Here is a 24,892-nt window from a genome sequence, read left to right on the forward strand (position 1 = left end):
CGCTTTGGGGTTACTATGAGACTCCTGTTTCTGTCAAACTGTTGATGCCTCCCCAGCAGAGCTGGGGGGTCTCCATTTTTGTCTAGGAGCGTATCGTTCTATGGCAACTACTATCCATCGGAGCATACCTACATCGACTGGATCGCGACGGCCGGCCGGCATGACTTTGAGACTGAAAGAAACCTGTCGACATTGTCCACTCTGACCGAGGGTGATACCGAAGGAGATGAGATCGCGATTAGCCTAAGTGGTGGCGTGAACTTTAACCGAGGCTCCCTGCTGTTGAACGCCTACGGGCGACTCGAGCATATCGAGGTCGACATCGACAGCTATCAGGAAACGGGCGGCGGCGGCCTGGCCTTGCAGTACGAAGATCAGACAGTGGAGTCGCTTACCACTGCGCTGGGTGCTCGTCTTTCCAATGTGTACAGCATGACATGGGGGGTATTGACGCCCAGTGTTTATCTGGAGTGGGAGCACGAGTTCGAGGACGATGAGCGGTTAATCACTGCGGCATTCGTGGAAGATTTGACGACAGCCTTCTCGGTTATGACAGATAGTACGGATGAAAACTACCTCAACTACGGATTTGGACTGGCGGCCACGCTGCCACGCGGCAAGTCATTCTTCTTCAACTACGAATCCGTGGCAGGACAGGATGGGATAGACAACACGACGATCGACCTGGGTCTACGAATTGAATTCTAGCAAACAATCCTGGGTTGGCTGAATGTCATACTCCCGGTGTGATGCTCACAGTGGTGAGTGAAAACTCGTTGTGTGGATTGCTCGGCAATAGCGAAACGCTATGAATCTCAACTTATCCTCACCCCTTGACTTAATCCACCGCTATGAGGAGTAGAGCGGAGGCGCCAAGATGCTTATAAAAAAGACTCACATCTGGAGCAATCATCCGCAAGCTTTGGCGGGTTGGGGTATTGGGCGACAAAACGTCACTCCGTGAATCCGGTTGTTTTTTATATTAAGCACTGCTGCCATGTATCCACGCCCATTGTCACCTCCCGGAATATAAGCACATACACACAACAAGCCTCTGGTATGAGTTGTCGATTGCCTCCACCTGTATCGATGATGCAATGACTGTAACTATACAAGAGGTGGGAATGGCTAATAAATCACACCCATAAATATGCCTGGTTTCATGGACAACAATGGGATGTTTGTGGCGCCTTCTACAGCAGGCGAAGCGCTGTGTATCCGACTTGCCCGAAAACCTGTGTCACGGTAAACTATTGTTTAATTTAGAGAAATAATACTTGCCCTCGTAGCTCAGCAGGATAGAGCAATCGCCTCCTAAGCGATAGGTCACAGGTTCGACTCCTGTCGAGGGCGCCACTCAGATGATTTGAGTAGACAGATGCCGAATCGCTCAATTCCGCCTTACCATAACCTGCAACAGCTGTTGCTGGTATTCCTGCTGATTGGTCTTAGTCTCGATAGCAGGTGTCATGCAGCCATGCTGGAGGGTCAGGTCGTCGGAATACTTAGCGGCGACCGCATCACGCTCAGGCCGGCGGATGGTAATTACAGAGAAATCAAACTCTCCGGTATCCGCATACCTACCCGCGACCAAAACATGAAAAAGATAGCGCAACGCCACCTCAATATGTTGCTCGCGGGCCGCTTTGTCAGTGTCGAATACAATACCCTTTCCGCCAGGGGTGTTATACTCGGAACTGTCCTCCATGGGGGATCGGATATGGCCTTACGGATGTTATCCGATGGCTTGGCCGTGACGACAAACCATCCACGGCTGCAACCTTCAAGATTGAGGCGTTACGAACAGGCCGAGGCCACCGCCCGCGCCCGCGGACTCGGTTTTTGGCAGAAATTGAGATGAGAAATTGCGAGGTGGTCTAATGGGGAAAAAAAGCGATCAAAAGAAAAGCAAGAAGGATAAAGACAAGAAAAAGTTAACCACACAGACGAAAAAAAGCAGTAAAAAAGAGAAAAAAGGCGCTAAAGAGAGTGCTGCGGTAAATCCACAGCTGCGGCTGGATATGATCGCCGAAGCTGCCTACTTTATCGCTGAAAAGCATGGATTCGATCCGCAGAGGGCAACGCAGGATTGGCAACAGGCTGAAGAACAGATAGATGAGATGCTCAAATCAAAATATGGTGAAGCGACAAGCTAGGGTCTATTTGCACTAATCCTTTTTCTTTTTTGTCTTTGCCTTGGACCTGGACTCTTTTTTACGAAGGCGTTTCAGGTTTTCTTCCAATGCGGCTTCCAGTGCCTTATAGACCTTGAGTTGCGCAGCCTGATACTGAGTTTCAGGCTCTCCGACCAATTCCAGGCGGGCACCGAAATAGGCCAGATCCGCTTCCAAAGAAATCGGATTCAGGTTGACCCTTAATTTGTTACTCTCTTGTGCGGACAATTGCTTACTCTTATCACCTGACTGCCATGTGCGGTGTCTTATAAGGTTAACGCGCTCAGCATAGAGCGCTGCCGTTTACCCTGTCTAGTGGAGACACATTCCAGCAGTGACACCTTTCATATAACATCTCTCCAATCCTTTTCAAACATCCCATCGGCGAATCACTGAAGGCACTAAACAATCCGAGACACCACACTATTTTAGCAGAGCAATGGCATGAATTGAGAAAGGGGTTGAATGATGTATTGAATCGGCCAATATTTTGTATAAATTTCAAACAGATTTTTTTTTAGTATCTTCTGTCAATCTATCTGTCTGTGCTAACATTTACTGATAGCTGCCCAAAAATAAATTATCCACCAACCACCACGCTCAATGGGCTTTAAAAAATGACCGACTATCTGGATTTACTCAGATCCACCTCTGCCTATTCAGGCGGAAATGCCGCCTTTGTTGAAGAGCTGTACGAAAATTATCTCAAAGACCCGCAAAGCATCCCGGACGACTGGCGAAAGGAGTTCGAGGGACTACCGAATCAAGCCCATACTGACACTGCGCATGAACCCATCCGCCAGCGTTTTCTCCATCTGGTGTATGAAAAGCGCTCTGCAACCATCACCGCAGATGAAAATCTCTCACCGGGAGCCGCAGAGCAACAGGCTTCCGTTCTACGCTATATCAATGGATTTCGCATGCGTGGCCACCAAAATGCGGAGCTTGATCCCCTCAAGCTGCGCGACCCTGTCTATGTTCCCGATCTCGACCTGGCCTACCATAAGCTGGATAAGATCGACCAAAACACCATTTACAATACCGGTTCTCTCTTCGCGCCGGAACGCCTGCCGCTGCGAGACATTATCGAGCTGGTCAAGATAAGTTACTGCGGTGGCGTCGGCACCGAATATGGACACATTACCAGTACCAAACAGAAGCGCTGGATCCAGGAACGCATCGAACAGCGGCACCTTTTCCAGCAGTTCAGCAATAAGCAAAAGATCTGGCTGTTGACCCTGCTGACCGCAGCTGAGGGGATCGAAAAATATCTGCATAACCGGTACGTCGGCCAGAAAAGGTTCTCTCTGGAGGGCGGTGAGACCCTGATCCCATTGCTGGACGATCTGATTCAACACTGTGGCAGCAATGGCATCAATGAAGTCGTCATCGGCATGGCCCATCGCGGACGGATCAATGTATTGACCAATATACTGGGTAAGCCACCTCAGGATATTTTTGATGAGTTCGAAGGCCGTGTCACTGTTGACCCGGTACGTCTCTCCGGCGATGTGAAGTATCACATGGGTTTCTCTACCGATATCGATACCGACAGTGGAATAGTGCATGTCGCACTGGGCTTCAACCCCTCACATCTGGAGATCATCAATCCTGTCATCGAAGGTTCGGTAAGGGCGCGGCAACGCCGTCGCAGCGATCATGACGGATCCAGGGTATTACCTATATTGATTCATGGTGATGCCGCATTTGCCGGCCAGGGTGTGGTGATGGAGACTCTGAACCTTTCGCAAACCCGCGGCTACACCACCGGTGGCACGGTGCATATCATCGTCAACAATCAGGTCGGGTTTACCACCAGCAATCCCATGGACACCCGTTCCACCCTCTACTGTACCGATGTCGCCAAGATGGTTCAGGCGCCAATCTTTCACGTCAATGGCGACGATCCCGAAGCGGTAGTCTACGTCACCCGCCTGGCACTCGAATTTCGTATGCGCTTTCGCAAGGACGTGGTAATCGATGTCATCTGCTATCGACGGCTTGGTCACAATGAAGCCGACGAACCCGCCGTCACACAACCGGAGATGTACAAGAAGATCCGCAATCACCCAACGATACGGACCCTTTACGCAGATAAGCTGGTGCAGGAATCAGTCATCTCACCCCAACAGGCACGAGATTTGGTGAATAATTATCGTGAATCCCTTGAACAGGGGATCGTGGTGGCAAGGCCTGTAACCTGCGCCCTTCGCCATCCCTATGCGGTAAGGTGGAATGCCTTTAAAGGTATCGAATGGGATCACCCGGTGGATACCCGGCTCAGCAGCGAGCGTTTAGATCTGCTGGCGGAACAGCTACTGCATGTTCCGGGGGGCTTTGAACTCCATCCCCGGGTTGAGAAGATTTGGACCGAAAGAAAGCGCATGGCCAGCGGGGATCAATTCGTCGATTGGGGCTTTGCTGAAAACATGGCCTATGCCTCCTTGCTCACCGAGGGTGTCCCGGTGAGACTCTCAGGCCAGGACTCAGGGCGCGGAACCTTCTTTCACCGCCACGCAGTGCTTCATAATCAGATCGACGGCGAACCTCTGATCCCTCTGCAGCATTTGACCCGGGACCAGGCTGACTTTGTGGTTATCGATTCGCTGTTATCGGAGGAGGCGGTACTCGGATTTGAGTATGGTTATGCCACAGCAGAGCCCAATTGCCTTACCATCTGGGAGGCCCAATTCGGTGACTTCGCTAACGGCGCACAGGTTGTCATCGATCAGTTCATCACATCGGGCGGTGAAAAGTGGGGCCTGTTGTGCGGACTGGTGATGTTCCTGCCCCACGGTTACGAAGGTCAGGGCGCCGAGCACTCCTCGGCCCGTCCGGAGCGCTTTCTACGCCTCTGCGCCAACCACAACATTCAGGTCTGCGTTCCAAGTTCGGCATCGCAAATATTCCATCTGTTAAGACGGCAGATGCTGCGGCCATATCGTCATCCACTCGTCGTAATGACACCCAAGAGCCTGCTCAGGCACCGCCTGGCAACATCACCCAAACAGGAACTGCTGGAAGGCGGATTCAATAATGTCATCGACGAGATTGATGATATCGATCCGAAAAAGGTCAAGCGCCTCATCATGTGCTCGGGAAAGGTCTATTATGAATTGTTGGAGACCCGCCGCTCGCGCGGCCTGGAAGATGTGGCGATTATACGCTTAGAGCAGCTATACCCCTTTCCCCAAGAAGACTTCGACAAGATCGTAACACGCTATAAGAACGCGAAAATGTTTATCTGGTGTCAGGAAGAACCGCAAAATCAAGGGGCATGGGATCAAATCAAACATCGCTTCTACCCCATTGTTTCCAAAAACAGGCAACTCTACTATGTTGGACGCTCTTCAGCGGCGGCACCCTCAGTCGGTTACCGCTCGGTACATGTCGAACAGCAGGAGACTCTGATTGACGAGGCACTCTCCGGGCGCATCAACCCTCGAATGAACTACAGGAACCAGGACCATCAATGAGCATCGAACTACGCGTTCCCCAACTTCCCGAATCGGTTTCAGACGCCACTGTGCTGAGCTGGCACAAACAGCCGGGTGAACACATCGACCAGGATGAGACACTGGTCGACCTGGAAACCGATAAAGTTGTACTTGAAGTACCGTCGCCGCAATCAGGCACCCTGACAACGATTCACTTCAAAGAGGGTGAAACCGTTCAGGCTGATGATATCTTGGGCATTCTGGAGGCCGGAGCCGGGACTCCGGCCAGACAAGAACAACCGCCTGAAACCCCACAGGCAGACAAGGAGGCACCTGCCCTCTCTCCCGCTGTCAGACGCCTGGTAAAGGAGAGTGGCATCGATCCCAGTACGATACAGGGCAGCGGTAAAAATGGGCGTATCGTCAAATCCGATGTGGAAGCGGCGATCGCTGCGCAAAAGAGCGGATCTCAAACCGAGCGCGCTGTTGCGCCGGCAACTCCATCCCCCCCACCGGCAGCCGTCGCAACAGGTCGTATTGAAGAACGGGTACCGATGACGCGTCTGCGCAAGCGTGTCGCGGAGCGTTTGGTTGAGGCACAACAGACCGCTGCAATCCTGACCACCTTCAATGAGGTTAACCTGCAAGCCATTTCCGATCTTCGGGTCAAATACAGAGATGAGTTCGAAAAACGGCACAATGTACGCTTGGGCTTCATGGCCTTTTTCGTCAAGGCAGCAGTCGAGGCGCTAAAACAGTATCCGATCATCAATGCAACCGTTGACGGTGATGATATCCTCTATCATGGCTACTTCGATATAGGTATCGCCGTCTCCTCACCGCGAGGGCTTGTGGTACCGATATTGCGGGATGCGGATCAGCTCAGCTTTGCTGCCGTAGAGCAAAGAATCAAGGATTTTGGCGCCAAGGCCCAGGATGGATCGTTGAGTTATGAAGACCTGACCGGCGGCACATTCTCCATTACCAACGGCGGTGTATTCGGCTCCATGCTCTCCACACCGATTCTCAACCCACCTCAAAGCGCGATACTCGGCATGCATTCAATCCAACAGCGCCCGGTGGCGGAAAAAGGAGAGATCGTTATCCGCCCGGTGATGTATCTGGCGCTATCCTACGACCACCGCATCATCGATGGCCGGGATGCAGTACAGTTCCTGGTGACCATCAAGCAGTTGCTGGAGGACCCCAGCCGGTTACTACTGGAAATCTGATCATGCATTAACAATAATCTTGTAAATTCACCACAACGAACAGAATAACCAGAATCGCGCTCGACCGGTCTCTTCACCGGTCGATGCTGCATCGACAGGATTGACCATGACCCTCATCCGCCAGGAAGATCTTATCCATAGCATCGCCGATGCTCTTCAGTTTATTTCCTATTATCATCCGGTCGACTTTCTCAAAGCCATGGGAGAGGCATGGGCCAAGGAAGAGAGTCCGGCCGCCAAGGATGCAATGGCGCAGATTCTGGTCAATTCACGCATGTCAGCCGAGGGAAAACGTCCGGTCTGCCAGGATACCGGCATGGTGGTAGTTTTTCTCAAGATCGGTATGCAGGTTCAATGGGACGGCGCGATGTCGGTCAGCGAGATGGTCAATGAAGGCGTACGCCACGGTTATGCCCATCCCGACAATGTACTGCGATTCTCCATGGTCACCGATCCACTCGGCCGTCGCAAGAACAGTGGAGACAACACACCGGCCATCATTCACATGGAACTGGTCCCTGGCGACAAGGTTGAAGTTAAAATCGCAGCCAAGGGCGGTGGATCAGAGAACAAATCCCGCTTCAAGGTGCTCAACCCGTCCGGCTCACTGGTCGATTGGGTTTTACAAGAGGTACCCAAGATGGGTGCCGGATGGTGCCCGCCGGGGATGCTCGGTATCGGCGTCGGAGGCTCGGCGGAAAAGGCCATGCTGCTGGCCAAGGAGTCGTTGATGGAACCTATCGATATCCATGAGTTGCAGGCACGTGGCCCGGCCAATCGCAAAGAGGAGCTGCGTTTGGAGATCTATGACAAGGTCAATGCATTGGGCATTGGCGCGCAGGGACTCGGAGGCCTGACCACGGTGCTCGACGTTAAGATCAGCGACTTTCCCACTCACGCCGCCTCATTGCCGGTGGGTATGATCCCCAATTGCGCCGCCACGCGTCATGTGGAGTTCACCCTGGACGGCAGCGGCCCCGCCCTGCTATCCCCACCTACCCGGGAAGATTGGCCTGATGTGACCTGGGAGGCCTCCCCGCAAGCACGCCGCGTCAACCTGGATGAGATCAGCAAGGAGGAGATAGCCGACTGGCAACCGGGTGAACTCATACTGCTCAACGGTAAACTTCTGACCGGGCGGGATGCCGCACATAAGCGGATCGCCGATCTCTACGCCAACAATCAGCCACTACCCGAGGGAATCGACTTCCATGGCCGCTTTATCTATTACGTGGGACCTGTCGATCCTGTACGTGATGAGGTAGTAGGCCCGGCCGGCCCCACCACCGCCACACGCATGGATAAGTTCAGCGATGTCATGTTGGATCAGGCGGGTCTGTTCGGCATGGTCGGTAAAGCGGAACGGGGTCCGGCGGCTTTGGAGGCGATAAAACGTCATAAAGCGGTCTATCTGATGGCGGTGGGCGGTGCTGCCTACCTTGTATCCAAAGCGATTCGCAGTTCACGTCTGTTGGCATTTGAAGATCTCGGCATGGAGGCCATACGGGAGTTTGAAGTGGTCGATTTTCCGGTCACAGTGGCAGTTGACAGCCGTGGTACCTCTGTTCATCAGACGGGCCCCGCCGAATGGCGGAACAAGATAGGTAAGATACCAGTTGTACCGGAGTAGTTTGACATGACTTCTTATAAAGCCTTTCGTATCCATAGAGAGAATGCTCAACATTCGGCAGGGATTGAAGAACTTGAGTTACAACCCCTGGATAAGGGTGAAATCCTGATCCGTGTGCAATACTCCAGTATCAATTACAAAGATGCCCTGGCCGGGACAGGCAAGGCACAGATCATCAGACGCTATCCGCTGACCGGCGGTATCGATGCCTGCGGTGAAGTTGCCGAGAGCAGCGACAAACGTTTTAAATCTGGTGACACGGTGATTGTTACTGGTTACGAGCTCTCAACTACGGTTGATGGCGGCTATGCCGAATATCTTCGGGTGCCGGCAGACTGGGTAGTACCGTTGCCTGAGGGTCTCACCGCCTCCCAGTCGATGATCTTGGGCACCGCCGGTTTCACCGCTGCCTTGGCGCTGCACCGCATGGAGGTCAACGGCCAACGCCCGGATATGGGCCCCATATTGATCACCGGCGCCACCGGGGGGGTGGGCTGCATTGCGGTCAACATCTTCGATGGAGAGGGGTTTGATGTGCATGCCGTCACCGGCAAGGCGGATCAACAGGCCTTTCTGGAGCACCTCGGCGCGCAAGAGGTGTTGGGACGTGAGCAGGTCAGTGCCTACCACCACGCCCTGGAACGGAGCACATGGGGGGGTGCTGTGGACAACGTGGGTGGCGAAATGCTCTCCAGCATCACCCGCAAGATCAAACCCTGGGGCAACATCGCCGCAATCGGTTTGGCCGGCGGGCATGACTTGAATACCACGGTGATGCCATTCATTTTACGAGGCGTCAGCCTGATTGGAATCAACTCCGCCGGCTGCCCCTATGAGATTCGGGAAGAGATCTGGCAGCGCCTGGCCACCGACCTGCGGCCCAGGCACATGGACGACATCCTGACCCAGACAGTCTCCATAGAGCAGCTCCCGGAAATCTTTGACCAGATACTCGCGGGCAAGATTACGGGACGTACCCTGGTGTCCTTCTAGGGCCGATTCAATTGGGATAGATGGGAAGGTCCGCTTCCGAAGCGGTCATGGCAAAGTCATCCAGATAGATCCATGAATCAAAATCATCCATGGTTGTCGGTATTCTAAAGACCCGGTGGCCTCCCACATCGCCCTCAGGAATACGCCAGGAGAAGTCAGGCGTCACACCGTCGATCCACTCGGCCACCTTCACCCATGAGCCGCCAAAAGGCCTGACCCAGCCTTCGTAAGAAGCTGATGTCGACGATGTATCCATATGTATTTTCACAAGGGTCCATCGATTGGGCGTAATGTTCTCACTGACATCGGTTTGTCCCAGCTTGAACTGATTGTAGTCAGGCGCTATCAGATAGTCGGCATAGCGTAAATCGGTGGTCGTCATATAAAGTTCACGATTGTCTGTATTTGCCCAGAATGGTTCACCCGTGGTATGACCGAGGGAATATAACCATGCGAGGTTTTCTTGCGCGCATGGGTATCCGCCCCTGCAGGGATAGATAAATTTAAAGCGGCCATCATAGGCGCTGAGCTGATCATTGATATCTGCCGGATCGTCGTAATAGTTAGGGTAGATCCAGAACTGAAACCAGACATCAGCGGGCACACTGCCTTGCGGCGAGTTTTCATCACCAAACTGGAGATAGAAGTCGGTCTGGGAACCCAGCGAACCCGGACGGGCTTCGATAGCGAGTACCCGGGTTGAATCGATCCCTGGAAAACTACCGGAATAACCAGGTATTTCATCTACGGTATAGAGATAACCATTATGGCTGCCGGTAATGTTCACCGCTTTGACCTGATTCCAACCCCCTTGCGTGGTGAATGGATTGCTCTCTCCGCTGGGATCGCCGGAATAGTTTCGTTCGATCGAATATTCGAAATCATCGAAGAACGACACGGCTGTGGGCACAATGGCGCCACTATTGTCATCTGAGGCCAGGGCATGAATTGTCGTTGAAACAGAACCGGTTTGACCATCCTGGTCTGTCACTGTCAGCGTTATCACATAACTGCCTGCCGTCGTGTAGATATGTGACGTATTGGGCAACTGAGAGGCTGTGCCATCACCAAAGTCCCACTGATATCCGACGATACCGGTGTCGTCCTTGGACTCCCTGCCATCAACGCTCACCTGTAGACTGATAATGCCACTGGTAGGGTCAGCGGAAATGAAAGCGATTGGTGCTTGATTCGTAACCTGGGTGTCAGTTGAATCGCTTTGATCCCCTGATGAAGAGCCGCCACAAGCTGTCAAACCGGCGATGATTAATATAACGGCCAGATATTCGACAATGTAACAACCAACTAACTTGATAGCCATAATTCACCTGGTATCCTTCCTCCGATGGTGCCGACAAACAGAGCAGTCAAAATGCTCCGTTACCATCCATACTTTTTAACTAGCGACAATGATCGGCCTATTGACACGGTCTATCGCTAATCCGGTGGCCAACTAGATCATCTTAGCTGCTGAGTGCCTGCCTACAGCAATTATTAATCACCCACCCTGTGAGCGAAAACACTGTGGCCAACCAAGTCTGGAACAATGACATGATTGGATCCCTTAAAGTGATCTGTTAGCTCTCCGGTATATATGTGTCTCGATGCTAGAACCCCATTGTATCTACCGTATTACGGTATCGTCGTATTCTGCTGCATGTACTCCATATAGAGGAGTCAAATGGTCGTAATGTTCCCCGCAATGATATCGTCATGGATATCTTAAGTCGTTCCACAATCAGGTAGTGAAACGGTAATCCTTGGGTACGACGACCACCCCCTTGGGGGAAACGGAAAATCGGGCTGCGTCACGCGCTTGATCAAATCCAATACGCTCACCGGCAGGAATCACAACACCCTTGTCGACAATACAATTCTCCAACTGCACCCTATCGCCGACCTTGACGCCATCGAAAAGAATCGAATTATGGATCACCGCTTCATCCCCGATCAGGCACTTCGGAAACAAAATGGATCGCTGTACACTGCCACCCACGATGAGGACCCCATTGGCAACGATGGAGTTGATAAAGATCCCCTCACTGCCTGAGATGCCCGGCACGGTCCGTGCTGGCGGGTTTTGCCCATGGTGGGTACGGATCGGCCACTCAGGCTGATACAGATCCAATGACGGCACCGGGTCCAACAACTCCATGTTCGCTTCATAGTAACTGTCGATGGTGGCGACATCCCGCCAATAGCGGTCCTGGCTGACACGCCCCGTCTCACCACCGAATTGGTAGGCGTAGGCACCGCCGGCCGCAACCATTTTCGGCAGGATGTCATGGGTGAGATCATGACTGGAACCGTTCAGATCGTGATCCTCCTCAAGCGCGGAAATCAGTCCGTCAATGGAAAAGAGATAGATACCCATTGAGACCTGGGCAGTTGACTCACCACCACTATCGGCTCTTTGCCGCTCATGCAGCACCCCATAAGAATTGACTTGACCATTCCGGTCCAGGTCCAAGATTCCGGAAAGACCGGCTTCTGCAGACGGGCGCTGCATGCAAGCGACCGTTACACTGGCTTTATGTTGCCCATGAAATGCGATCATTGGCGCGTAATCCATTCGATAAATATGATCACCGGGCAGGATCAATACCCGTTCCGCACCACTGCGCTTGAGCATGTAGAGGTTCTGGTAAACGGCATCAGCAGTACCGTCATACCAACCACCACCCCTTCGCATTTGAGGCGGAACGGCGGTGATGTATTCAGCCAACTCCGGATTGAACAGCGACCATCCGTCTCTCAAATGCTTTTGCAGGGAGTGGGATTTATATTGAGTCAACACCAATATCCTGCGTAACCCGGAGTGCAGGCAATTGACCAGAGGGAAATCGATGATTCTGTATTGTCCCCCGAAGGGTACTGCTGCCTTGGTCCGTTCGAGCGTGAGTGGCTGCAGGCGAGAACCCTGACCACCTGCGAGGATCACAGTCAATGTCTTGTCTAGCATCATGTAACTCCGCTTTTATAATCCCCTGAGTGGATTCTCTATAGCAATGGATTAGCAAGAAACGATCCTATAACAGGATTCACGGCCTGGTAACCGATCCCAAGACAGGTGGGAATACTAACAAATCCAAATCAGAGGTTTTATTCGGTGCATACGCACCGCTTTCATCCATCGGCGCTATTGATAATAATGCCTATGCACTCCGATGGCGCAAGCGTAGCCCCCGCAAGCGGGAACATAAGTGACCGACCATCCAATACTGTATCGGGCAAGACTACAATGGTGTTCTGTTTTTCTCTTAAATTCAATGGCCTGAAAAAATCAGCCCTACTCTCTGCTGTGGATGCCAATAGAAACTAAAAATTGGCATTCATCAATTTCAACAACAACTTCGCCTCTCTCGCAAGCGAGATCTTCCTCAATTTGCAGTATCGGGTTATTGATGCCGGGTAGCGACGGCCGCTTGCCACAGAGCAGATACTTGAAGGGACGGCACAACATGGCGATTCTCATCCCACTCCACACGAGTCCTGGAACATCGTTGAGCCGATGACCAAATGGATGGCGGAGGGGGGTTTCAAGGATATTCCCGCATTCGATGTTGCTGTATTACCGGGGGAGCAGAAAACTGACTATCTCGCGATTGAGTACAACCCACGCTACAACGGTGCTTCCTATCCGATCCTGATTGCATCGAAACTCGGTATCAATGCATGGGAATCAAGCTAGAGTTAGAAAGGCGTCTCTGGTAGTTTTAAGCGTTATCATTAGCTGATACAGAATAACTGCAATTTGCTCATTCTGCCCTGCAGAACGAAAAAAAGTCCCGGCAGTATCCATTGGATTAGTGTGAACAGGCCCTAGAGAGAACAATGCAAGAAACCTTCTCACTGATGGTGCATGGCGGCGCGGGAGCTCTGGACAATGTCAAGGACAACAAGATGGCCTTGCGCTATCTGGAGAGCATCCGTACCGTCCTGGAACATGGCCGAGATATCCTGAATAGCGGAGGCAGCGCCCTAGAAACAGTGGAGACCTGCGCATCCCTGCTGGAGGACGATCCGGTATTCAATGCCGGGTGCGGTTCCGTACTCAATGAAAACGGCAAAGTGGAAATGGATGCCGCCATCATGGATGGTCGTGATCTCTCCGCCGGCGCTGTCGCTGCAGTAAGCAATATCGCCAACCCTATACAGCTGGCCCGCCTGGTAATGGCGGAAAGCGAGCATGTGATGCTGATCAGCGATGGCGCGATGAATTTTGCAGCCCACTGCGGCATGCGCCTGACCCCGGATCACTATTTTTTCACACCCGATCGCGTTCAGCAGCTGGAGCAGGCACAGCTGCAACATCGAATCATGCTGGACCATGATGAAAGCGATGAAATTTCCGAAGACCAGAAGTATGGCACCATTGGCGCCGTCGCTCGCGACATTGAGGGAAACCTGGCTGCGGCGACATCCACGGGGGGTGTGGTGAATAAGCGCATGGGACGGGTCGGTGACTCGCCGATTATCGGTGCAGGGGTGTTTGCCGACAATCAGACCTGTGCGGTTTCCACCACCGGTTTCGGTGAAGATTTCATGCGTACCGTCCTTGCCAAGACCGTGTCGGATGCCATGGAGCTTCTCAACTTCGACGCCAAGGGTGCGGTGGAGTATGGCATCGAGTATCTGCTACGCAAGGTCAAAGGCAGGGGGGGCATGATCGTCATCGACCATCAGGGTAACTGCGCCGCCGATTTCACAACCCAAAAGATGATCCATGGCTGGATCGAAAAATCGGGCCAGAGCTACGCGTCTTTTTAGCTGTAAACCGGACACGGGCACGCTTCCCCTGTTGTGGCTTCGCTTTCGCAAAATCTGCACTGAGGATAGGGAAGCGTAAAAAAGCGCCCCATTCCGATGTCGGATGTCAGTTCAATCCCAAATCCGTGAGTTCAGACACCCTTCAATCAGTGTCGCCGGTATTCGGAATCCAGCCAGCATTGGGGAAGTGGTTCCCCGGAAGGGAATTTCATCTGATCCTTTGCAAACCTCTCAGCATCCTGCATCTCTTCTCCCGCATGGAAACGTCCAATTATCTCAGTGTGATTTGGATTAAAAAGGTCTGTCAGACTCAGCACTTCTACCAGTTTTTCACTGTTTTTCTGCATTAGAAACATCGACTACCTCCTTTATAACCGGGGCAGTGGAGATCAACAACCCTGGCTGTTTACTGCCTCTGAAAAAGTCTTCTATTAATAATTATGGATTAGCAAGGACGATTTTCAACGCTACCGGAAGTGTGGAGTATCTGCTCCACCCATCCCCAAAAGGAGATTAAAGAAATCAACGATTGGGGTATTGGTTTTTCAAAGTTCGCGCGTGGCCAGAAATTCGATATCCGGCCAACGTTCCATGGCCAGATCGAGGTTCACCCGGGTTGGTGCCAGATAGACCAGCTGGTCATCCCCATCCAATGCCAGGTTGTCATAGGCCTTATCCCTGAATCGCTCCAGCATTTTTTCGTCCTTGCAAACAATCCAACGGGTCGTAGCCACGTTGACGGGTTCCACGATCGCCTCGACCTTATACTCGTACTTCAGTCGTGCCACAGCCACATCGAACTGCAAAATACCCACGGCACCCAGGACCAGATCATTGTTTTTCAGCGGCCTGAAGACCTGGGTGGCACCCTCTTCGCACAGCTGCAAAACACCTTTCAGCAGCGCTTTCTGCTTGAGCGGATCTTTCAATACCACACGGCGAAACAGCTCCGGTGCAAAATAGGGAATTCCTCCATACTTCAACTCCTCCCCTTCCGTAAAGGTATCACCGATCTGAATAGTGCCATGATTGTGCAGGCCGATGATATCTCCCGGCCAGGCCTCATCCACATGGCGACGCTCATCGGCCTGGAAGGTGATGGCGTTGCTGATCTGCACGGTCTTACCGATCCGCACATGCCGCATCTTCATGCCTTTGCGGTAGCTGCCTGAGCAGACACGCAAAAAAGCAACACGATCCCGGTGCTGTGGATCCATATTAGCCTGAATTTTAAAGATAAAGCCGCTGAATTTAGCCTCCGATGGCTCCACCAGGCGCTGTTGCGCCGTGCGTGACAGCGGTCCAGGTGCATACTCGACAAAGGCATCCAGCAGCTCTTTGACACCAAAGTTGTTGATTGCCGATCCGAAAAACACCGGCGTCAGCTCACCCCGGGCATAGGCCTCCAGGTCGAGTTCATGGCTGGCGCCACGCACCAGCTCTATCTCCTCGCGCAGTTCCTCCGCCTGGCTGCCGATGAGGTCATCCAGCTTGGGATTGTCGATACCTTCTATGACCTCACCCACCTGGATCTTGCCACCATGGGTGGCACTGAAAAGATGGGTGGTGTCGCTGCGCAGATCATAGACTCCTTTCAGACGTTTACCCATGCCTATCGGCCATGATACGGGGGCGCACTTTATCTTCAGCACTTCCTCGATCTCATCCAGTATCTCCAGCGGGTCGCGTCCCTCGCGATCGAGTTTATTGACAAAGGTGAGAATCGGCGTGTCGCGCAAACGGCACACATCCATCAGTTTGATCGTTCGCTCCTCGACACCCTTCGCCACATCGATGACCATCAATGCCGAATCCACTGCCGTCAAGGTCCGGTAGGTATCTTCTGAAAAATCCTCATGACCGGGGGTATCGAGCAGATTGACGATCTCATCCCGGTAGGGAAACTGCATCACCGAGGAGGTGACGGAGATCCCACGCTCCTTCTCCATCTCCATCCAGTCGGAGGTGGCATGGCGCGCCGCTTTGCGTCCCTTGACCGTGCCGGCCATCTGGATCGCCCCGCCATAGAGGAGTAGTTTTTCCGTCAATGTGGTTTTACCCGCATCCGGATGGGAGATGATGGCGAAGGTGCGTCGCCGGCTGAGTTGTTCAAGCAATTCGGACATTGAGGCCATGTTTCACTGTTAAAAGGTCGCGGATTATACCCCATTCAGGGCCACCGTAGTGACTCATCCAATCTGAGTTTCAGAAACCCATCGAGGGAAATTAATTCAGAAAGCGCAGTTATTGCGGGGCAGGGTGAAACCGTTTGTCGGATTGTTGCTTATAATTGTGGCAGGTGGAACGATTTGGTAACGCCATGACTATCTCCCTCGGCATGCTGTCCGGCCTCGGCAATACCGCATCTGCGGTAGAGCGGACTGTACCCGGAGCCCAGGCCACCAGCCCCGATAAATATACATCAGGCGGTGCCTCTGCAGACTCAGCCGCCACCCCTGCCACCCGTGACAGCACCACACAACGACCGGTCCGCGAGAGCGGGGAGAATAGCCGGCTGACTCAGGAGGAACAGGCGGAAGTCAGGGAACTGCAGAAGAGAGACCGGGAGGTTCGGGCCCATGAGGCCGCTCACCGGGCTGCAGCGGGCGGCCTGGCTAGCGGTGGCAGCTATACATACAAGAGAGGTCCCGACGGACGTAGCTATGCGGTCGGAGGAGAGGTTTCGATCCGCATACCATCGACCGACGACCCCAGAGAACGGGCCAGGCAGGCGGAAACGGTCCGCAGGGCCGCACTGGCACCGGCCGACCCGTCACCGCAGGATCGTCAGGTCGCAGCACAGGCCTCGGCGATGGCCGCCCAGGCACGAAGTGAAATCCAGGCCGAACAGCGTCAGCAGCTGGCGGAAAACAGAGAAAAGGCCACACAACGTGACGGCGACGGGGGTGTAGCAAGCACTCAAAATACGTTTTTGGGGCAACGGGCCATTGCCTCCTTTCAATCCGTTGGCAGCGTCGCCAACCTGCACAGCAATCCCTCCACTATCGACGAGATGATATAAAAGGCATATATCAAGGTGTCTTCATCTTGCGTTCCTTGCCTGACGCTACAACTCCAGTGACATCATCAATGCATCCTCGCGGGACTGGTTACGGTCGGGATAATAATCGCGCCGCTGTCCTATCTCGACAAAGCCCAATTTCTTATACAGCCCAATTGCAGGTTTATTACCAACCCTGACTTCCAGATAAACCGTCTCGGCTCCGTGCTGGCGGGCAATTTTCAATAAGCGCCTGATTAACTTTATTGCCAATCCCTTACCTTGCCATTTGGGATCGATACAGATATTGAGGATGTGCGACTCATCGATGACCACCGACATCACGCCATAGCCGATCACCTGCTGATCGAGATTCACTACCCAGCAGCAATAGCCGACACGCAGACAGTCCTGAAAAATCCCCAGGGTCCAGGGGTGAGGATAGACCGCCTCCTCGATCGCCATGACCTGTGGAAGATCCTCCACTTGCATGGGGCGGAGACCGAGCAGAGGATCCTGTAACTGGGCACTCACACTCGATCCCCCCGCAATATGGAAAGCGCCAGCTGCAGATCCTGCCAGGCCTTGCCTTTCTGTTCGGGGGAACGCAAAAGATAGGCCGGGTGGTATGTCACAACCAACGGAACGCCATGATTTCCGAAGCTGTGAATCCGCCCCCGCAGTTTACCCACGGCAATATCGGTTTTGAGTAGATTCTGTGCTGAAATGCGACCCACCGCGAGAATCACTTTCGGCTTTATCAATTCAATCTGTCTCTTCAGGTAGGGCTCACAGCTCAGGGCTTCCTCCGGCTTTGGATCCCGATTGTTGGGCGGTCTGCATTTTACGATGTTGGCAATAAAGACAGCCTCTCGTTTGTAGCCCATGGCCAGCAACATCCCATTCAGAAGCTGACCGGCTCGACCGACGAAGGGTTCGCCCTGCCTGTCCTCGTCGGCACCCGGGGCCTCACCGATCACAAGCAGCTCCGCCAGGGGATTACCGACACCGAATACGGTTTGTGTGCAACCGGCACGCAGTCCGCATGCATTGCATCGCTTTACACTTTGCTGCAATTCCTGCCAATCGATTTCCGGGTTCGCCCGCGCTTCCAAAGCAGGTGCCGTCTCATCTATCGGATCGGAATGAGCCACAGCTGTTTCTGAACCAACCGCCCAGGCATCTTCTGCGCCCTCCCGCGACTCATCCCCACGCCCGGCCTTGGCGTCAATCCGCCGCTGCCATAGAGTCAGACCCATGGCCTTCAGATAGTGAATCCGACGCGGCTCCTTCATGCTACAGGGGCGCAGAAGACGAAGTGCTGTGTGCGGCTTTTTACCACAGTAAAGCCTGCTCCGGATGGATCGATCGCAGAATTACAATTGCAAGCCACTAAACATCCCCGGTTTGCGGATGGGCCTTCTCCACCGGCTCCAGAATCTTGTTCACCGCATTGATATAGGCCTTTGCGGAAGCGATAACAATATCGGTATCGGCACCCTGCCCATTGGCGATTCTTCCACCTTTTTCCAACCGAACAGTAACCTCCCCCTGGGCATCGGTGCCGCTGGTGATGTTGTTTACGGAATAGAGCTGCAGTTCCGTGCCGCTGTTGACGATGCTTTCAATCGCCTTGAAGGCGGCATCCACGGGACCACCACCCGATGCCACACCCGGCTCCTCCTCCCCATCGATGCTCAGCGTCACCTCTGCATGGGGTGTCTCACCGGTTTCGGAGCAGACCTTGAGGGCGATCAGCTTGACCCTTTCGTTGAATGACTCGGTCTTGGTATCTGTCACCAAGGCCTGCAGATCCTCGTCGAATATCTCATGCTTTTTATCCGCCAGATCCTTGAAGCGCGAAAAGGCCGCGTTCAGCTCCTCCTCCGACTCAAAACTTATTCCCAGACTCTCCAGGCGTGTGCGAAAGGCGTTGCGTCCGGAGTGCTTACCCAAGACCATGCGGTTCTGGCTCCAACCCACATCCTCCGCACGCATGATTTCGTAGGTCTCCCGCGACTTCAGCACCCCATCCTGATGTATGCCGGATTCATGGGCAAAGGCGTTGGCGCCGACGATCGCCTTGTTGGGCTGCACCGGAAAACCGGTGATATTGGAAACCAGCTTTGAACAGGCGACGATCTGGGTGCTATCTAGCCTGGTCTGGCAGGAAAATGTGTCTGGCCGGGTTCGCACAGCCATCACAACCTCTTCCAGGGAGGCGTTGCCAGCCCTTTCACCGAGACCGTTGATCGTGCACTCAACCTGTCGCGCCCCATTGCTGACAGCCGACAGCGAGTTCGCCACGGCCAAACCCAGATCGTTATGACAATGGACTGAAAAGATCGCCTTGTCGGCATTCGGGATCCGCTCACGCATCCGGCGGATCAGGTCGCCAAACTGGTGCGGCATGGCATAGCCCACCGTATCGGGTACATTCAGGGTAGAGGCGCCCGCATCGATAACCGCCTCGAAGATACGGCATAGAAAATCGATTTCGGAACGACCGGCATCCTCGGCGGAGAACTCCACATTATCAGTGTATCTTCTGGCCCGTTTGACCGCATGCACCGCCTGTTCGACGACCTGGTCCGGGGTCATGCGCAGCTTGTGCTGCATATGAATGGGCGAGGTCGCGATGAAGGTGTGTATACGGGCTGAATTGGCCGCTTTCAATGCCTCACCGGCACGATCGATGTCCTTGTCGAGGGCACGGGCCAAACCACACACTGTCGAGTCCTTTACCACGTTGGCCACCGCAGAGACAGCCTCGAAATCACCCTGGCTTGCGATCGGGAAACCCGCTTCTATGACGTCGACACGCAGTTTTTCCAAGGCCTTGCCAATGCGGACCTTTTCGTCCTTTGTCATGGACGCACCGGGACTTTGTTCACCGTCGCGCAAAGTCGTGTCGAAAATGATCAATTGATCAGCTTGGCTCATACTCCACTCCAGCAGGATTCAGCGCGGCAGCGATTGGCTACCCGCCAAACGGCTTTTCTTAAGATAACAATCGAATATAACCCACGCCCTACGGAATGCCAATCATCGATAATCCGAAACCCTCGAAGGGTAATGATTGCGCGCAGGCCGCTTGCATGTAGACAAGATAGACACAACAAATATCCAAGCTGACCGGATACCTGGCCAACGACTCAGAAACGAGCAGCTCGTGTAGTGTCTTGGATTAGTGTTAACAGGCCCTAGCCGATAGCACTCAGGGTTCATCACCCCTGCGTTCGCTGGTGATTCGTTGCTCGCGGTGCTTACGCAACTGGACCAGGGTCAGGACAGGCCCTGAGATCGCATAGGCAAGAAACAGAAGAAACAGCACCGTGGGTGGATGGGTCTGCACGATAGCCAGCACGATCACAACCACCACCAGGGCGATAAACGGTACCTTGCCCTGGAAGTCGATCTCCTTGAAACTGTGATAACGAAAATTACTCACCATCAGTAACCCGGTGAGGGTTGTTATGATCGCGGCCGGCCAGCCCAGCGTATTACCGTCCATACCATAATCGACACCCAGCCAGACCCCCCCGGCCATGATGGCTGCTGCGGACGGACTCGGCAATCCTTGAAAATATTTTTTATCCGTATTGGTCAGCTGGGTATTGAACCGGGCCAGTCGCAAGGCAGCGGTGGCGGTATAGATAAAGGCCGCCAACCAGCCCAGTTTACCCAGATCACTCAATGCCCAGATGTAGACAACCAGGGCCGGAGCCAGTCCAAACGAAACCATATCCGACAGACTGTCATACTCTGCACCGAAGGCGCTCTGGGTCTTGGTCATCCGCGCCACACGCCCGTCCAGGCCATCCATCAGCATGGCAACGAAGATAGCGACGGATGCGATCTCATATTTACCGTTGACGGCCGCCAGGATGGCATAGAAGCCTGCAAACAGGGCAGCGGTCGTGAACAGGTTCGGTAACAGATAGATCCCTCGACTTCTTTTCTTCTGCTTGATCTCTTCAGGCTCCATAGTTCCGACCAGATTAACTGATAATTTAAAGGATTATAACAAGGCTGATCATCAAAAGCGCCACACTGAATGATTCCTTTATACCCACAATATTCAACTGCTGAGCTGGTTAAGTCAGCAGCGTAAAGCAGGGGCCCACTTACGCACCACCTGATGTCATGATGCTTTGTTGAAATAATATTTGCGTTTATTCGCTTTCATTTGCGGACTTATCACTATTTGCGTCGATTTGCGGCTTGCTTTTTTCAACACCCTTCATCTCAAAGGCGACCCGATCCCTTCACATCGAGATAGGTGTTTACCAGAGTGACCGGCAGTTGCTGAGGCCGACAGTCCATTATCAGGGCGCCCCGGTGAGCGAGTCTCTCATGGCCCTGTTTCCGCTGCCCGAGATAGTCCATCACGGCTTGAAAGCGTAGCGCTCCCTGCAGGTTGACAACCGGCGTCTGAACCACAGTATCCAGCGACGCCTCATGTAAATCCGCGATTACAACCAGATGTCTGCGCACCAGTAGGGATACCGCCTTCAGCAAATCGTCTCGTTCCTCGTTTCGGCTGTTTGTCAAGATGACCACAAGGGCCCGTCGCCGCTGCAACGACGTCAGCTTATGCGCAGCGCCGAGATAGTCAGAGGCCTGCAGGGTGGATTCGATATCATAGGTTCGATCCAGCAGACGACGCACCACGTCCCCGCCTTTCATCGGCGGTTGCCACCGCTCATCCCCGCCAAAGCTGAGAAACCCGACGGCGTCTCCCTGACGGTCTGCGACATAGCAGAGCAACAGCATTGCATTCAATGCCTGGTCGAGATGTGCGCCTGCGCCATCTTCATGGCGCATATGTCTGCCGCAATCAAGCATGAACACCAGCTGTTGGTCACGTTCATCCTGATACTCCTTGGAGATCAGGCGGCGATAACGGGAACTCGCCTTCCAGTCGATCTGCCGCAATGAATCCCCCGTTCTGTACTCCCTCAGCTGGTGGAAATCACTCCCCTCGCCACGACGTTGCCGCCTGCGGACACCCATTTGACTGAGATGATTGTCGGTAGCCAATAAGGCGTAGCGGGCTATTTCACGAAAATTCGGGAATACGCGTACTTGGGTGAGGTGATCGACGAAGCGTTTCTGTCGCCACAATCCCAAGGGGGAGCGAATCACCAGATCGGCACCGCTGAATCGCCCCTCACCCCGACGTTTAGCCAATACGCGATAAAACAGATTGAGCTGGCGATGCGCGGGGACAACAAGGGACTGGGGCTGCTGTTCCACTTCGAATCCTTGCGGATAGTGATCGTGAACCACAACATCGAGCGCAATATCCGACCGGTTGCGCAGATCCAGCTCCACGCCGGTCCAGACACCAACGGGTATGCTGGTACGGACCTTACGCAGCAACTCAGGCGACGGTAACCGGCGTAATCGCAGCAGATCAAGCAGGGCAAGCAACAACAGCAGCGGCGTGAGCAGTTTCCAAGATAGCCCCCAAAAGGGAAACCAAACCGCCAGCAGTGCCGGCAGTATCAACAGGGCTGTGGCTATTGTCAGGCGGGTTGTGGGGATCACTGGCGTGGTGCGGGTATATTTGCCAACAGATCGTTCAGTACATCGTCCGGCTGATAACCTTCGATCTCCAGATCGGTCGCGAGTCGAATACGATGTCGCAGAACCGGCAGCGCCGCCACCTTGATATCGTCAGGTGTAACATAGTCACGCTGGGATAAAAACGCCTCAGCCCTGGCTACCCGCAGCAGCGCTATACTCCCGCGAGGCCCGGGACCCGCCTCGATCCCGTTCCAGTCGCGTGCCGCCCTGACCAGGCGTACCGCGTAATCGATGATCTGCTCATCCATCTCCAGTTTCGCGATATATGATTGCAATCGCGGGATCTCGTCCGCATTCAACTGGGGACGAATGGCGGATGTATCGAGCTGATCGCCGACAACTCCCCGGGTCACCTGTTTTACCATCGACTGTTCATCTCCCTCGGCGGGATAGTCGATAAACACCTTGAGCAGGAAACGATCGAGTTGCGCCTGAGGCAGCGGATAGGTACCCTCCTGTTCGATAGGATTCTGGGTCGCCAAAACCAGGAATGGGGGAGAGAGCGGGAAGGTACGGCCTTCGATGGTGACTTGTTGCTCCTGCATCGCCTCAAGCAGTGCCGATTGGGTCTTGGCCGGAGAACGATTGATCTCATCAGCGAGCAGTAGATTACAAAATACCGGTCCCTTGCGCACCCGGAAGTTTTCACTCTTCATATCAAACATGATATGACCTGAAATATCACTCGGCATCAGGTCCGGCGTGAACTGGATGCGACTGAACGATCCCTTCACTGCCGCCGCCAAGCAGCGCACCAGCAATGTCTTGCCCAATCCCGGCACCCCTTCCACCAACACATGCCCGGCAGAGTAGAGCGCCAGTATCACTTCATGCACAACGCGCTGCTGGCCGATTACCGCACGTGCTATCTCCTCTTCCAGCCCTCTGGCACGCTGTATAAGCGACTCACTTAACCCTGCTTCCGCTACCATTGTATTCATTCCTGTCTGGGTGCAACGCGGCAAAAAGCCGTTGCAGATTTGTTGTGGTTTTGATCAGTTGACCCGTATCACCCCGCTGTGAATAGAGTGCTCTATGTATCGAATCGGCGGTCATCCCCGTGTGGTTCGCCAACCAGCTGCAACGGGCCTTTTGATCCATCTGTTGCAACAGAGGGTGGCTTACCAACCAGCGCTTTTCCACCTCTTTGCGCGTCGCCTCAAGCAAACCCATTGAAGGATTCTGCCGCCACGTAAACTCTGCAGTCGCCTGCAGATGCTCCAGTAGATCCCGATGCTTCGTCATGCGCGGTGAAAGCAAGGGACCGGTGGTGTACTGGATTCGCCGAATAGCGACAATTCCAAACAATGCAATGCTGATCAGCAGATAAGGGGCAACCCGCCAGATGAATGATATCAGGGATGGCATCTGGGAATCGTATAGAAGCCAGGCATGATCCAGATCATCGGCAAGATATGCCAACAACAGGGCATGGTCCTTCTCACCAATCCGGTCATTGGTCAAAAAGTCGCTGTCGCTGAGAAAGGTCACGCTACCCTCGCCCCAGGGAAAACGCAACAGATGCGAAAACCCGTCATCCGGTGATGCTGAATAGGTATCCTCGCTATACACACTAAACCATTTGTCTGAATCGAAATCGATCTGCAGCGAAACCTCGCTCCACGGCACTGTGATGGAACCAGCCTCTTCCTCTTCGAAAAACTCATCCGATTCCACGACCACCGCAAACTGCTCCAACAACGGATGCCCGCGCCCCTCCTCAACGGCATTGCCCGGTGTCACAACCAGAGATCCACCACGCTCCACCCAACCCAACAGATCAGCCACACGGGAATGGGGAAGCGGAGGCCCAAGATCTCTGACCAGAAGCAATCCCGACCGCGGCGGGGGTTCGATGAGGAGCTGACGGCCCGTTTGACTGCTCGCGGAGATGCCAAGACGGGACAGATAGCGTTCAGCGGCAAGCAGGGAATTGCGTCTCGCCTCTGCTCCCATGTTGCCTCGAACCTGTTCCGATACATACTCGAAATTATTCATAAACCATGAACCAAGCATGCCTCCGATGAGTATCAGCACTATCAGAGCGGCTGCAATTGGCACAC

22 protein-coding genes and 1 tRNA gene are annotated in these 24,892 nt (G+C 53.7%); 11 read left to right on the forward strand and 12 right to left on the reverse strand.

Annotation, left to right across the window (positions count from 1 at the left end):
* Window positions 1-78: 78 nt before the first annotated feature.
* The 4 genes from AB8516_RS08590 to AB8516_RS08605 all read left to right on the forward strand — a co-directional run bounded on the left by AB8516_RS08590 (window position 79) and on the right by AB8516_RS08605 (window position 2,156).
* Window positions 79-708, forward strand: coding sequence for an autotransporter outer membrane beta-barrel domain-containing protein (locus AB8516_RS08590; protein WP_369159842.1), 630 nt, complete (start codon window positions 79-81; stop codon window positions 706-708).
* A gap of 571 nt (window positions 709-1,279) precedes the next feature.
* Window positions 1,280-1,356: transfer RNA gene (locus AB8516_RS08595), tRNA-Arg, on the forward strand.
* A gap of 22 nt (window positions 1,357-1,378) precedes the next feature.
* Window positions 1,379-1,861, forward strand: a complete 483-nt coding sequence (locus tag AB8516_RS08600; protein WP_369159844.1) for a thermonuclease family protein — start codon at window positions 1,379-1,381, stop codon at window positions 1,859-1,861.
* 19 nt (window positions 1,862-1,880) lie between these two features.
* The gene (locus tag AB8516_RS08605) at window positions 1,881-2,156 is read left to right on the forward strand and encodes a DUF2934 domain-containing protein (protein WP_369159846.1); all 276 of its coding nucleotides are present in this window, start codon (window positions 1,881-1,883) and stop codon (window positions 2,154-2,156) included.
* Window positions 2,157-2,168: 12 nt separating this feature from the next.
* Here the strand turns inward: AB8516_RS08605 and AB8516_RS08610 are convergent, their stop codons facing one another.
* Window positions 2,169-2,402: a fumarate hydratase gene (locus AB8516_RS08610; protein WP_369159848.1), complete on the reverse strand. Its 234-nt coding sequence runs from the start codon at window positions 2,400-2,402 to the stop codon at window positions 2,169-2,171.
* Between the two features lie 389 nt (window positions 2,403-2,791).
* Between AB8516_RS08610 and AB8516_RS08615 the strand changes: the two genes are divergently transcribed.
* The 4 genes from AB8516_RS08615 (at window position 2,792) to AB8516_RS08630 (ending at window position 9,466) form a co-directional block, all read left to right on the forward strand.
* Complete coding sequence (locus tag AB8516_RS08615) at window positions 2,792-5,650, forward strand: 2-oxoglutarate dehydrogenase E1 component (RefSeq protein WP_369159850.1); 2,859 nt, start codon at window positions 2,792-2,794, stop codon at window positions 5,648-5,650.
* The gene (gene odhB / locus AB8516_RS08620) at window positions 5,647-6,843 is read left to right on the forward strand and encodes a 2-oxoglutarate dehydrogenase complex dihydrolipoyllysine-residue succinyltransferase (RefSeq protein ID WP_369159852.1); all 1,197 of its coding nucleotides are present in this window, start codon (window positions 5,647-5,649) and stop codon (window positions 6,841-6,843) included. The genes AB8516_RS08615 and odhB overlap by 4 nt, the downstream gene beginning before the upstream one ends.
* Window positions 6,844-6,949: 106 nt before the next feature.
* Complete coding sequence (locus AB8516_RS08625) at window positions 6,950-8,473, forward strand: fumarate hydratase (protein ID WP_369159854.1); 1,524 nt, start codon at window positions 6,950-6,952, stop codon at window positions 8,471-8,473.
* A 6-nt stretch (window positions 8,474-8,479) separates the two neighbouring features.
* On the forward strand, window positions 8,480-9,466 hold the full coding sequence (locus tag AB8516_RS08630) for an oxidoreductase (RefSeq protein ID WP_369159856.1): 987 nt from the start codon (window positions 8,480-8,482) through the stop codon (window positions 9,464-9,466).
* 7 nt (window positions 9,467-9,473) lie between these two features.
* Here the strand turns inward: AB8516_RS08630 and AB8516_RS08635 are convergent, their stop codons facing one another.
* On the reverse strand, window positions 9,474-10,787 hold the full coding sequence (locus AB8516_RS08635) for a PKD domain-containing protein (RefSeq protein ID WP_369159858.1): 1,314 nt from the start codon (window positions 10,785-10,787) through the stop codon (window positions 9,474-9,476).
* A 417-nt stretch (window positions 10,788-11,204) separates the two neighbouring features.
* Entirely contained in the window at window positions 11,205-12,428 is a 1,224-nt protein-coding gene (locus AB8516_RS08640; protein ID WP_369159860.1) for a glucose-1-phosphate adenylyltransferase, read from the reverse strand.
* Window positions 12,429-12,977: 549 nt separating this feature from the next.
* Here AB8516_RS08640 and AB8516_RS08645 point away from each other — a divergent pair.
* Window positions 12,978-13,157, forward strand: a complete 180-nt coding sequence (locus AB8516_RS08645) for a hypothetical protein (protein WP_369159862.1) — start codon at window positions 12,978-12,980, stop codon at window positions 13,155-13,157.
* 143 nt (window positions 13,158-13,300) lie between these two features.
* Entirely contained in the window at window positions 13,301-14,236 is a 936-nt protein-coding gene (locus AB8516_RS08650; protein ID WP_369159864.1) for an isoaspartyl peptidase/L-asparaginase family protein, read from the forward strand.
* A 146-nt stretch (window positions 14,237-14,382) separates the two neighbouring features.
* Here AB8516_RS08650 and AB8516_RS08655 read toward each other — a convergent pair whose 3' ends face one another.
* On the reverse strand, window positions 14,383-14,592 hold the full coding sequence (locus AB8516_RS08655; RefSeq protein ID WP_069122208.1) for an acetyltransferase: 210 nt from the start codon (window positions 14,590-14,592) through the stop codon (window positions 14,383-14,385).
* 189 nt (window positions 14,593-14,781) lie between these two features.
* The gene (locus AB8516_RS08660) at window positions 14,782-16,362 is read right to left on the reverse strand and encodes a peptide chain release factor 3 (RefSeq protein WP_369163248.1); all 1,581 of its coding nucleotides are present in this window, start codon (window positions 16,360-16,362) and stop codon (window positions 14,782-14,784) included.
* A gap of 194 nt (window positions 16,363-16,556) precedes the next feature.
* On the opposite strand from AB8516_RS08660, the gene AB8516_RS08665 reads away from it, so the two are divergent.
* Window positions 16,557-17,258: a putative metalloprotease CJM1_0395 family protein gene (locus AB8516_RS08665; RefSeq protein ID WP_369159867.1), complete on the forward strand. Its 702-nt coding sequence runs from the start codon at window positions 16,557-16,559 to the stop codon at window positions 17,256-17,258.
* Window positions 17,259-17,303: 45 nt separating this feature from the next.
* Here AB8516_RS08665 and rimI read toward each other — a convergent pair whose 3' ends face one another.
* The 7 genes from rimI to AB8516_RS08700 all read right to left on the reverse strand — a co-directional run bounded on the left by rimI (window position 17,304) and on the right by AB8516_RS08700 (window position 24,890).
* Window positions 17,304-17,771 carry a ribosomal protein S18-alanine N-acetyltransferase gene (gene rimI, locus AB8516_RS08670; protein WP_369159869.1) on the reverse strand — a complete coding sequence of 156 codons (468 nt, stop codon included), beginning with the start codon at window positions 17,769-17,771 and terminating at the stop codon, window positions 17,304-17,306.
* Window positions 17,768-18,532 (reverse strand): uracil-DNA glycosylase family protein, encoded by a 765-nt coding sequence (locus tag AB8516_RS08675; RefSeq protein WP_369159871.1) that lies wholly within the window; start codon window positions 18,530-18,532, stop codon window positions 17,768-17,770. The genes rimI and AB8516_RS08675 overlap by 4 nt, the downstream gene beginning before the upstream one ends.
* 97 nt (window positions 18,533-18,629) lie before the next feature.
* Window positions 18,630-20,180, reverse strand: a complete 1,551-nt coding sequence (locus AB8516_RS08680; RefSeq protein WP_369159873.1) for a 2-isopropylmalate synthase — start codon at window positions 20,178-20,180, stop codon at window positions 18,630-18,632.
* A gap of 274 nt (window positions 20,181-20,454) precedes the next feature.
* Window positions 20,455-21,225, reverse strand: coding sequence for a CDP-diacylglycerol--serine O-phosphatidyltransferase (gene pssA / locus AB8516_RS08685; protein WP_108292133.1), 771 nt, complete (start codon window positions 21,223-21,225; stop codon window positions 20,455-20,457).
* A gap of 260 nt (window positions 21,226-21,485) precedes the next feature.
* Window positions 21,486-22,790, reverse strand: a complete 1,305-nt coding sequence (locus AB8516_RS08690) for a DUF58 domain-containing protein (RefSeq protein WP_369159875.1) — start codon at window positions 22,788-22,790, stop codon at window positions 21,486-21,488.
* Window positions 22,787-23,761, reverse strand: coding sequence for a MoxR family ATPase (locus AB8516_RS08695; RefSeq protein WP_108292137.1), 975 nt, complete (start codon window positions 23,759-23,761; stop codon window positions 22,787-22,789). Before AB8516_RS08695 ends, AB8516_RS08690 begins: the two co-directional genes overlap by 4 nt.
* Window positions 23,736-24,890 carry a DUF4350 domain-containing protein gene (locus tag AB8516_RS08700; protein WP_369159878.1) on the reverse strand — a complete coding sequence of 385 codons (1,155 nt, stop codon included), beginning with the start codon at window positions 24,888-24,890 and terminating at the stop codon, window positions 23,736-23,738. The genes AB8516_RS08695 and AB8516_RS08700 overlap by 26 nt, the downstream gene beginning before the upstream one ends.
* Window positions 24,891-24,892 lie beyond the last annotated feature (2 nt).

Source organism: Candidatus Thiodiazotropha sp. LNASS1, assembly GCF_964212655.1.
Classification (GTDB): Bacteria; Pseudomonadota; Gammaproteobacteria; order Chromatiales; family Chromatiaceae; genus Thiodiazotropha.

What these genes read in the sequence shown, in the direction of transcription:
- AB8516_RS08600 (WP_369159844.1), top strand. Translation starts at nt 1,379, where the DNA reads ATGCCGAATCGCTCAATTCCGCCTTACCATAACCTGCAACAGCTGTTG.
- AB8516_RS08605 (WP_369159846.1), top strand. Translation starts at nt 1,881, where the DNA reads ATGGGGAAAAAAAGCGATCAAAAGAAAAGCAAGAAGGATAAAGACAAG.
- AB8516_RS08615 (WP_369159850.1), top strand. Translation starts at nt 2,792, where the DNA reads ATGACCGACTATCTGGATTTACTCAGATCCACCTCTGCCTATTCAGGC.
- odhB (WP_369159852.1), top strand. Translation starts at nt 5,647, where the DNA reads ATGAGCATCGAACTACGCGTTCCCCAACTTCCCGAATCGGTTTCAGAC.
- AB8516_RS08625 (WP_369159854.1), top strand. Translation starts at nt 6,950, where the DNA reads ATGACCCTCATCCGCCAGGAAGATCTTATCCATAGCATCGCCGATGCT.
- AB8516_RS08630 (WP_369159856.1), top strand. Translation starts at nt 8,480, where the DNA reads ATGACTTCTTATAAAGCCTTTCGTATCCATAGAGAGAATGCTCAACAT.
- AB8516_RS08635 (WP_369159858.1), bottom strand. Translation starts at nt 10,787, where the DNA reads ATGGCTATCAAGTTAGTTGGTTGTTACATTGTCGAATATCTGGCCGTT.
- AB8516_RS08640 (WP_369159860.1), bottom strand. Translation starts at nt 12,428, where the DNA reads ATGCTAGACAAGACATTGACTGTGATCCTCGCAGGTGGTCAGGGTTCT.
- AB8516_RS08645 (WP_369159862.1), top strand. Translation starts at nt 12,978, where the DNA reads ATGACCAAATGGATGGCGGAGGGGGGTTTCAAGGATATTCCCGCATTC.
- AB8516_RS08650 (WP_369159864.1), top strand. Translation starts at nt 13,301, where the DNA reads ATGCAAGAAACCTTCTCACTGATGGTGCATGGCGGCGCGGGAGCTCTG.
- AB8516_RS08655 (WP_069122208.1), bottom strand. Translation starts at nt 14,592, where the DNA reads ATGTTTCTAATGCAGAAAAACAGTGAAAAACTGGTAGAAGTGCTGAGT.
- AB8516_RS08660 (WP_369163248.1), bottom strand. Translation starts at nt 16,362, where the DNA reads ATGTCCGAATTGCTTGAACAACTCAGCCGGCGACGCACCTTCGCCATC.
- AB8516_RS08665 (WP_369159867.1), top strand. Translation starts at nt 16,557, where the DNA reads ATGACTATCTCCCTCGGCATGCTGTCCGGCCTCGGCAATACCGCATCT.
- AB8516_RS08675 (WP_369159871.1), bottom strand. Translation starts at nt 18,532, where the DNA reads ATGAAGGAGCCGCGTCGGATTCACTATCTGAAGGCCATGGGTCTGACT.
- AB8516_RS08680 (WP_369159873.1), bottom strand. Translation starts at nt 20,180, where the DNA reads ATGAGCCAAGCTGATCAATTGATCATTTTCGACACGACTTTGCGCGAC.
- pssA (WP_108292133.1), bottom strand. Translation starts at nt 21,225, where the DNA reads ATGGAGCCTGAAGAGATCAAGCAGAAGAAAAGAAGTCGAGGGATCTAT.
- AB8516_RS08695 (WP_108292137.1), bottom strand. Translation starts at nt 23,761, where the DNA reads ATGGTAGCGGAAGCAGGGTTAAGTGAGTCGCTTATACAGCGTGCCAGA.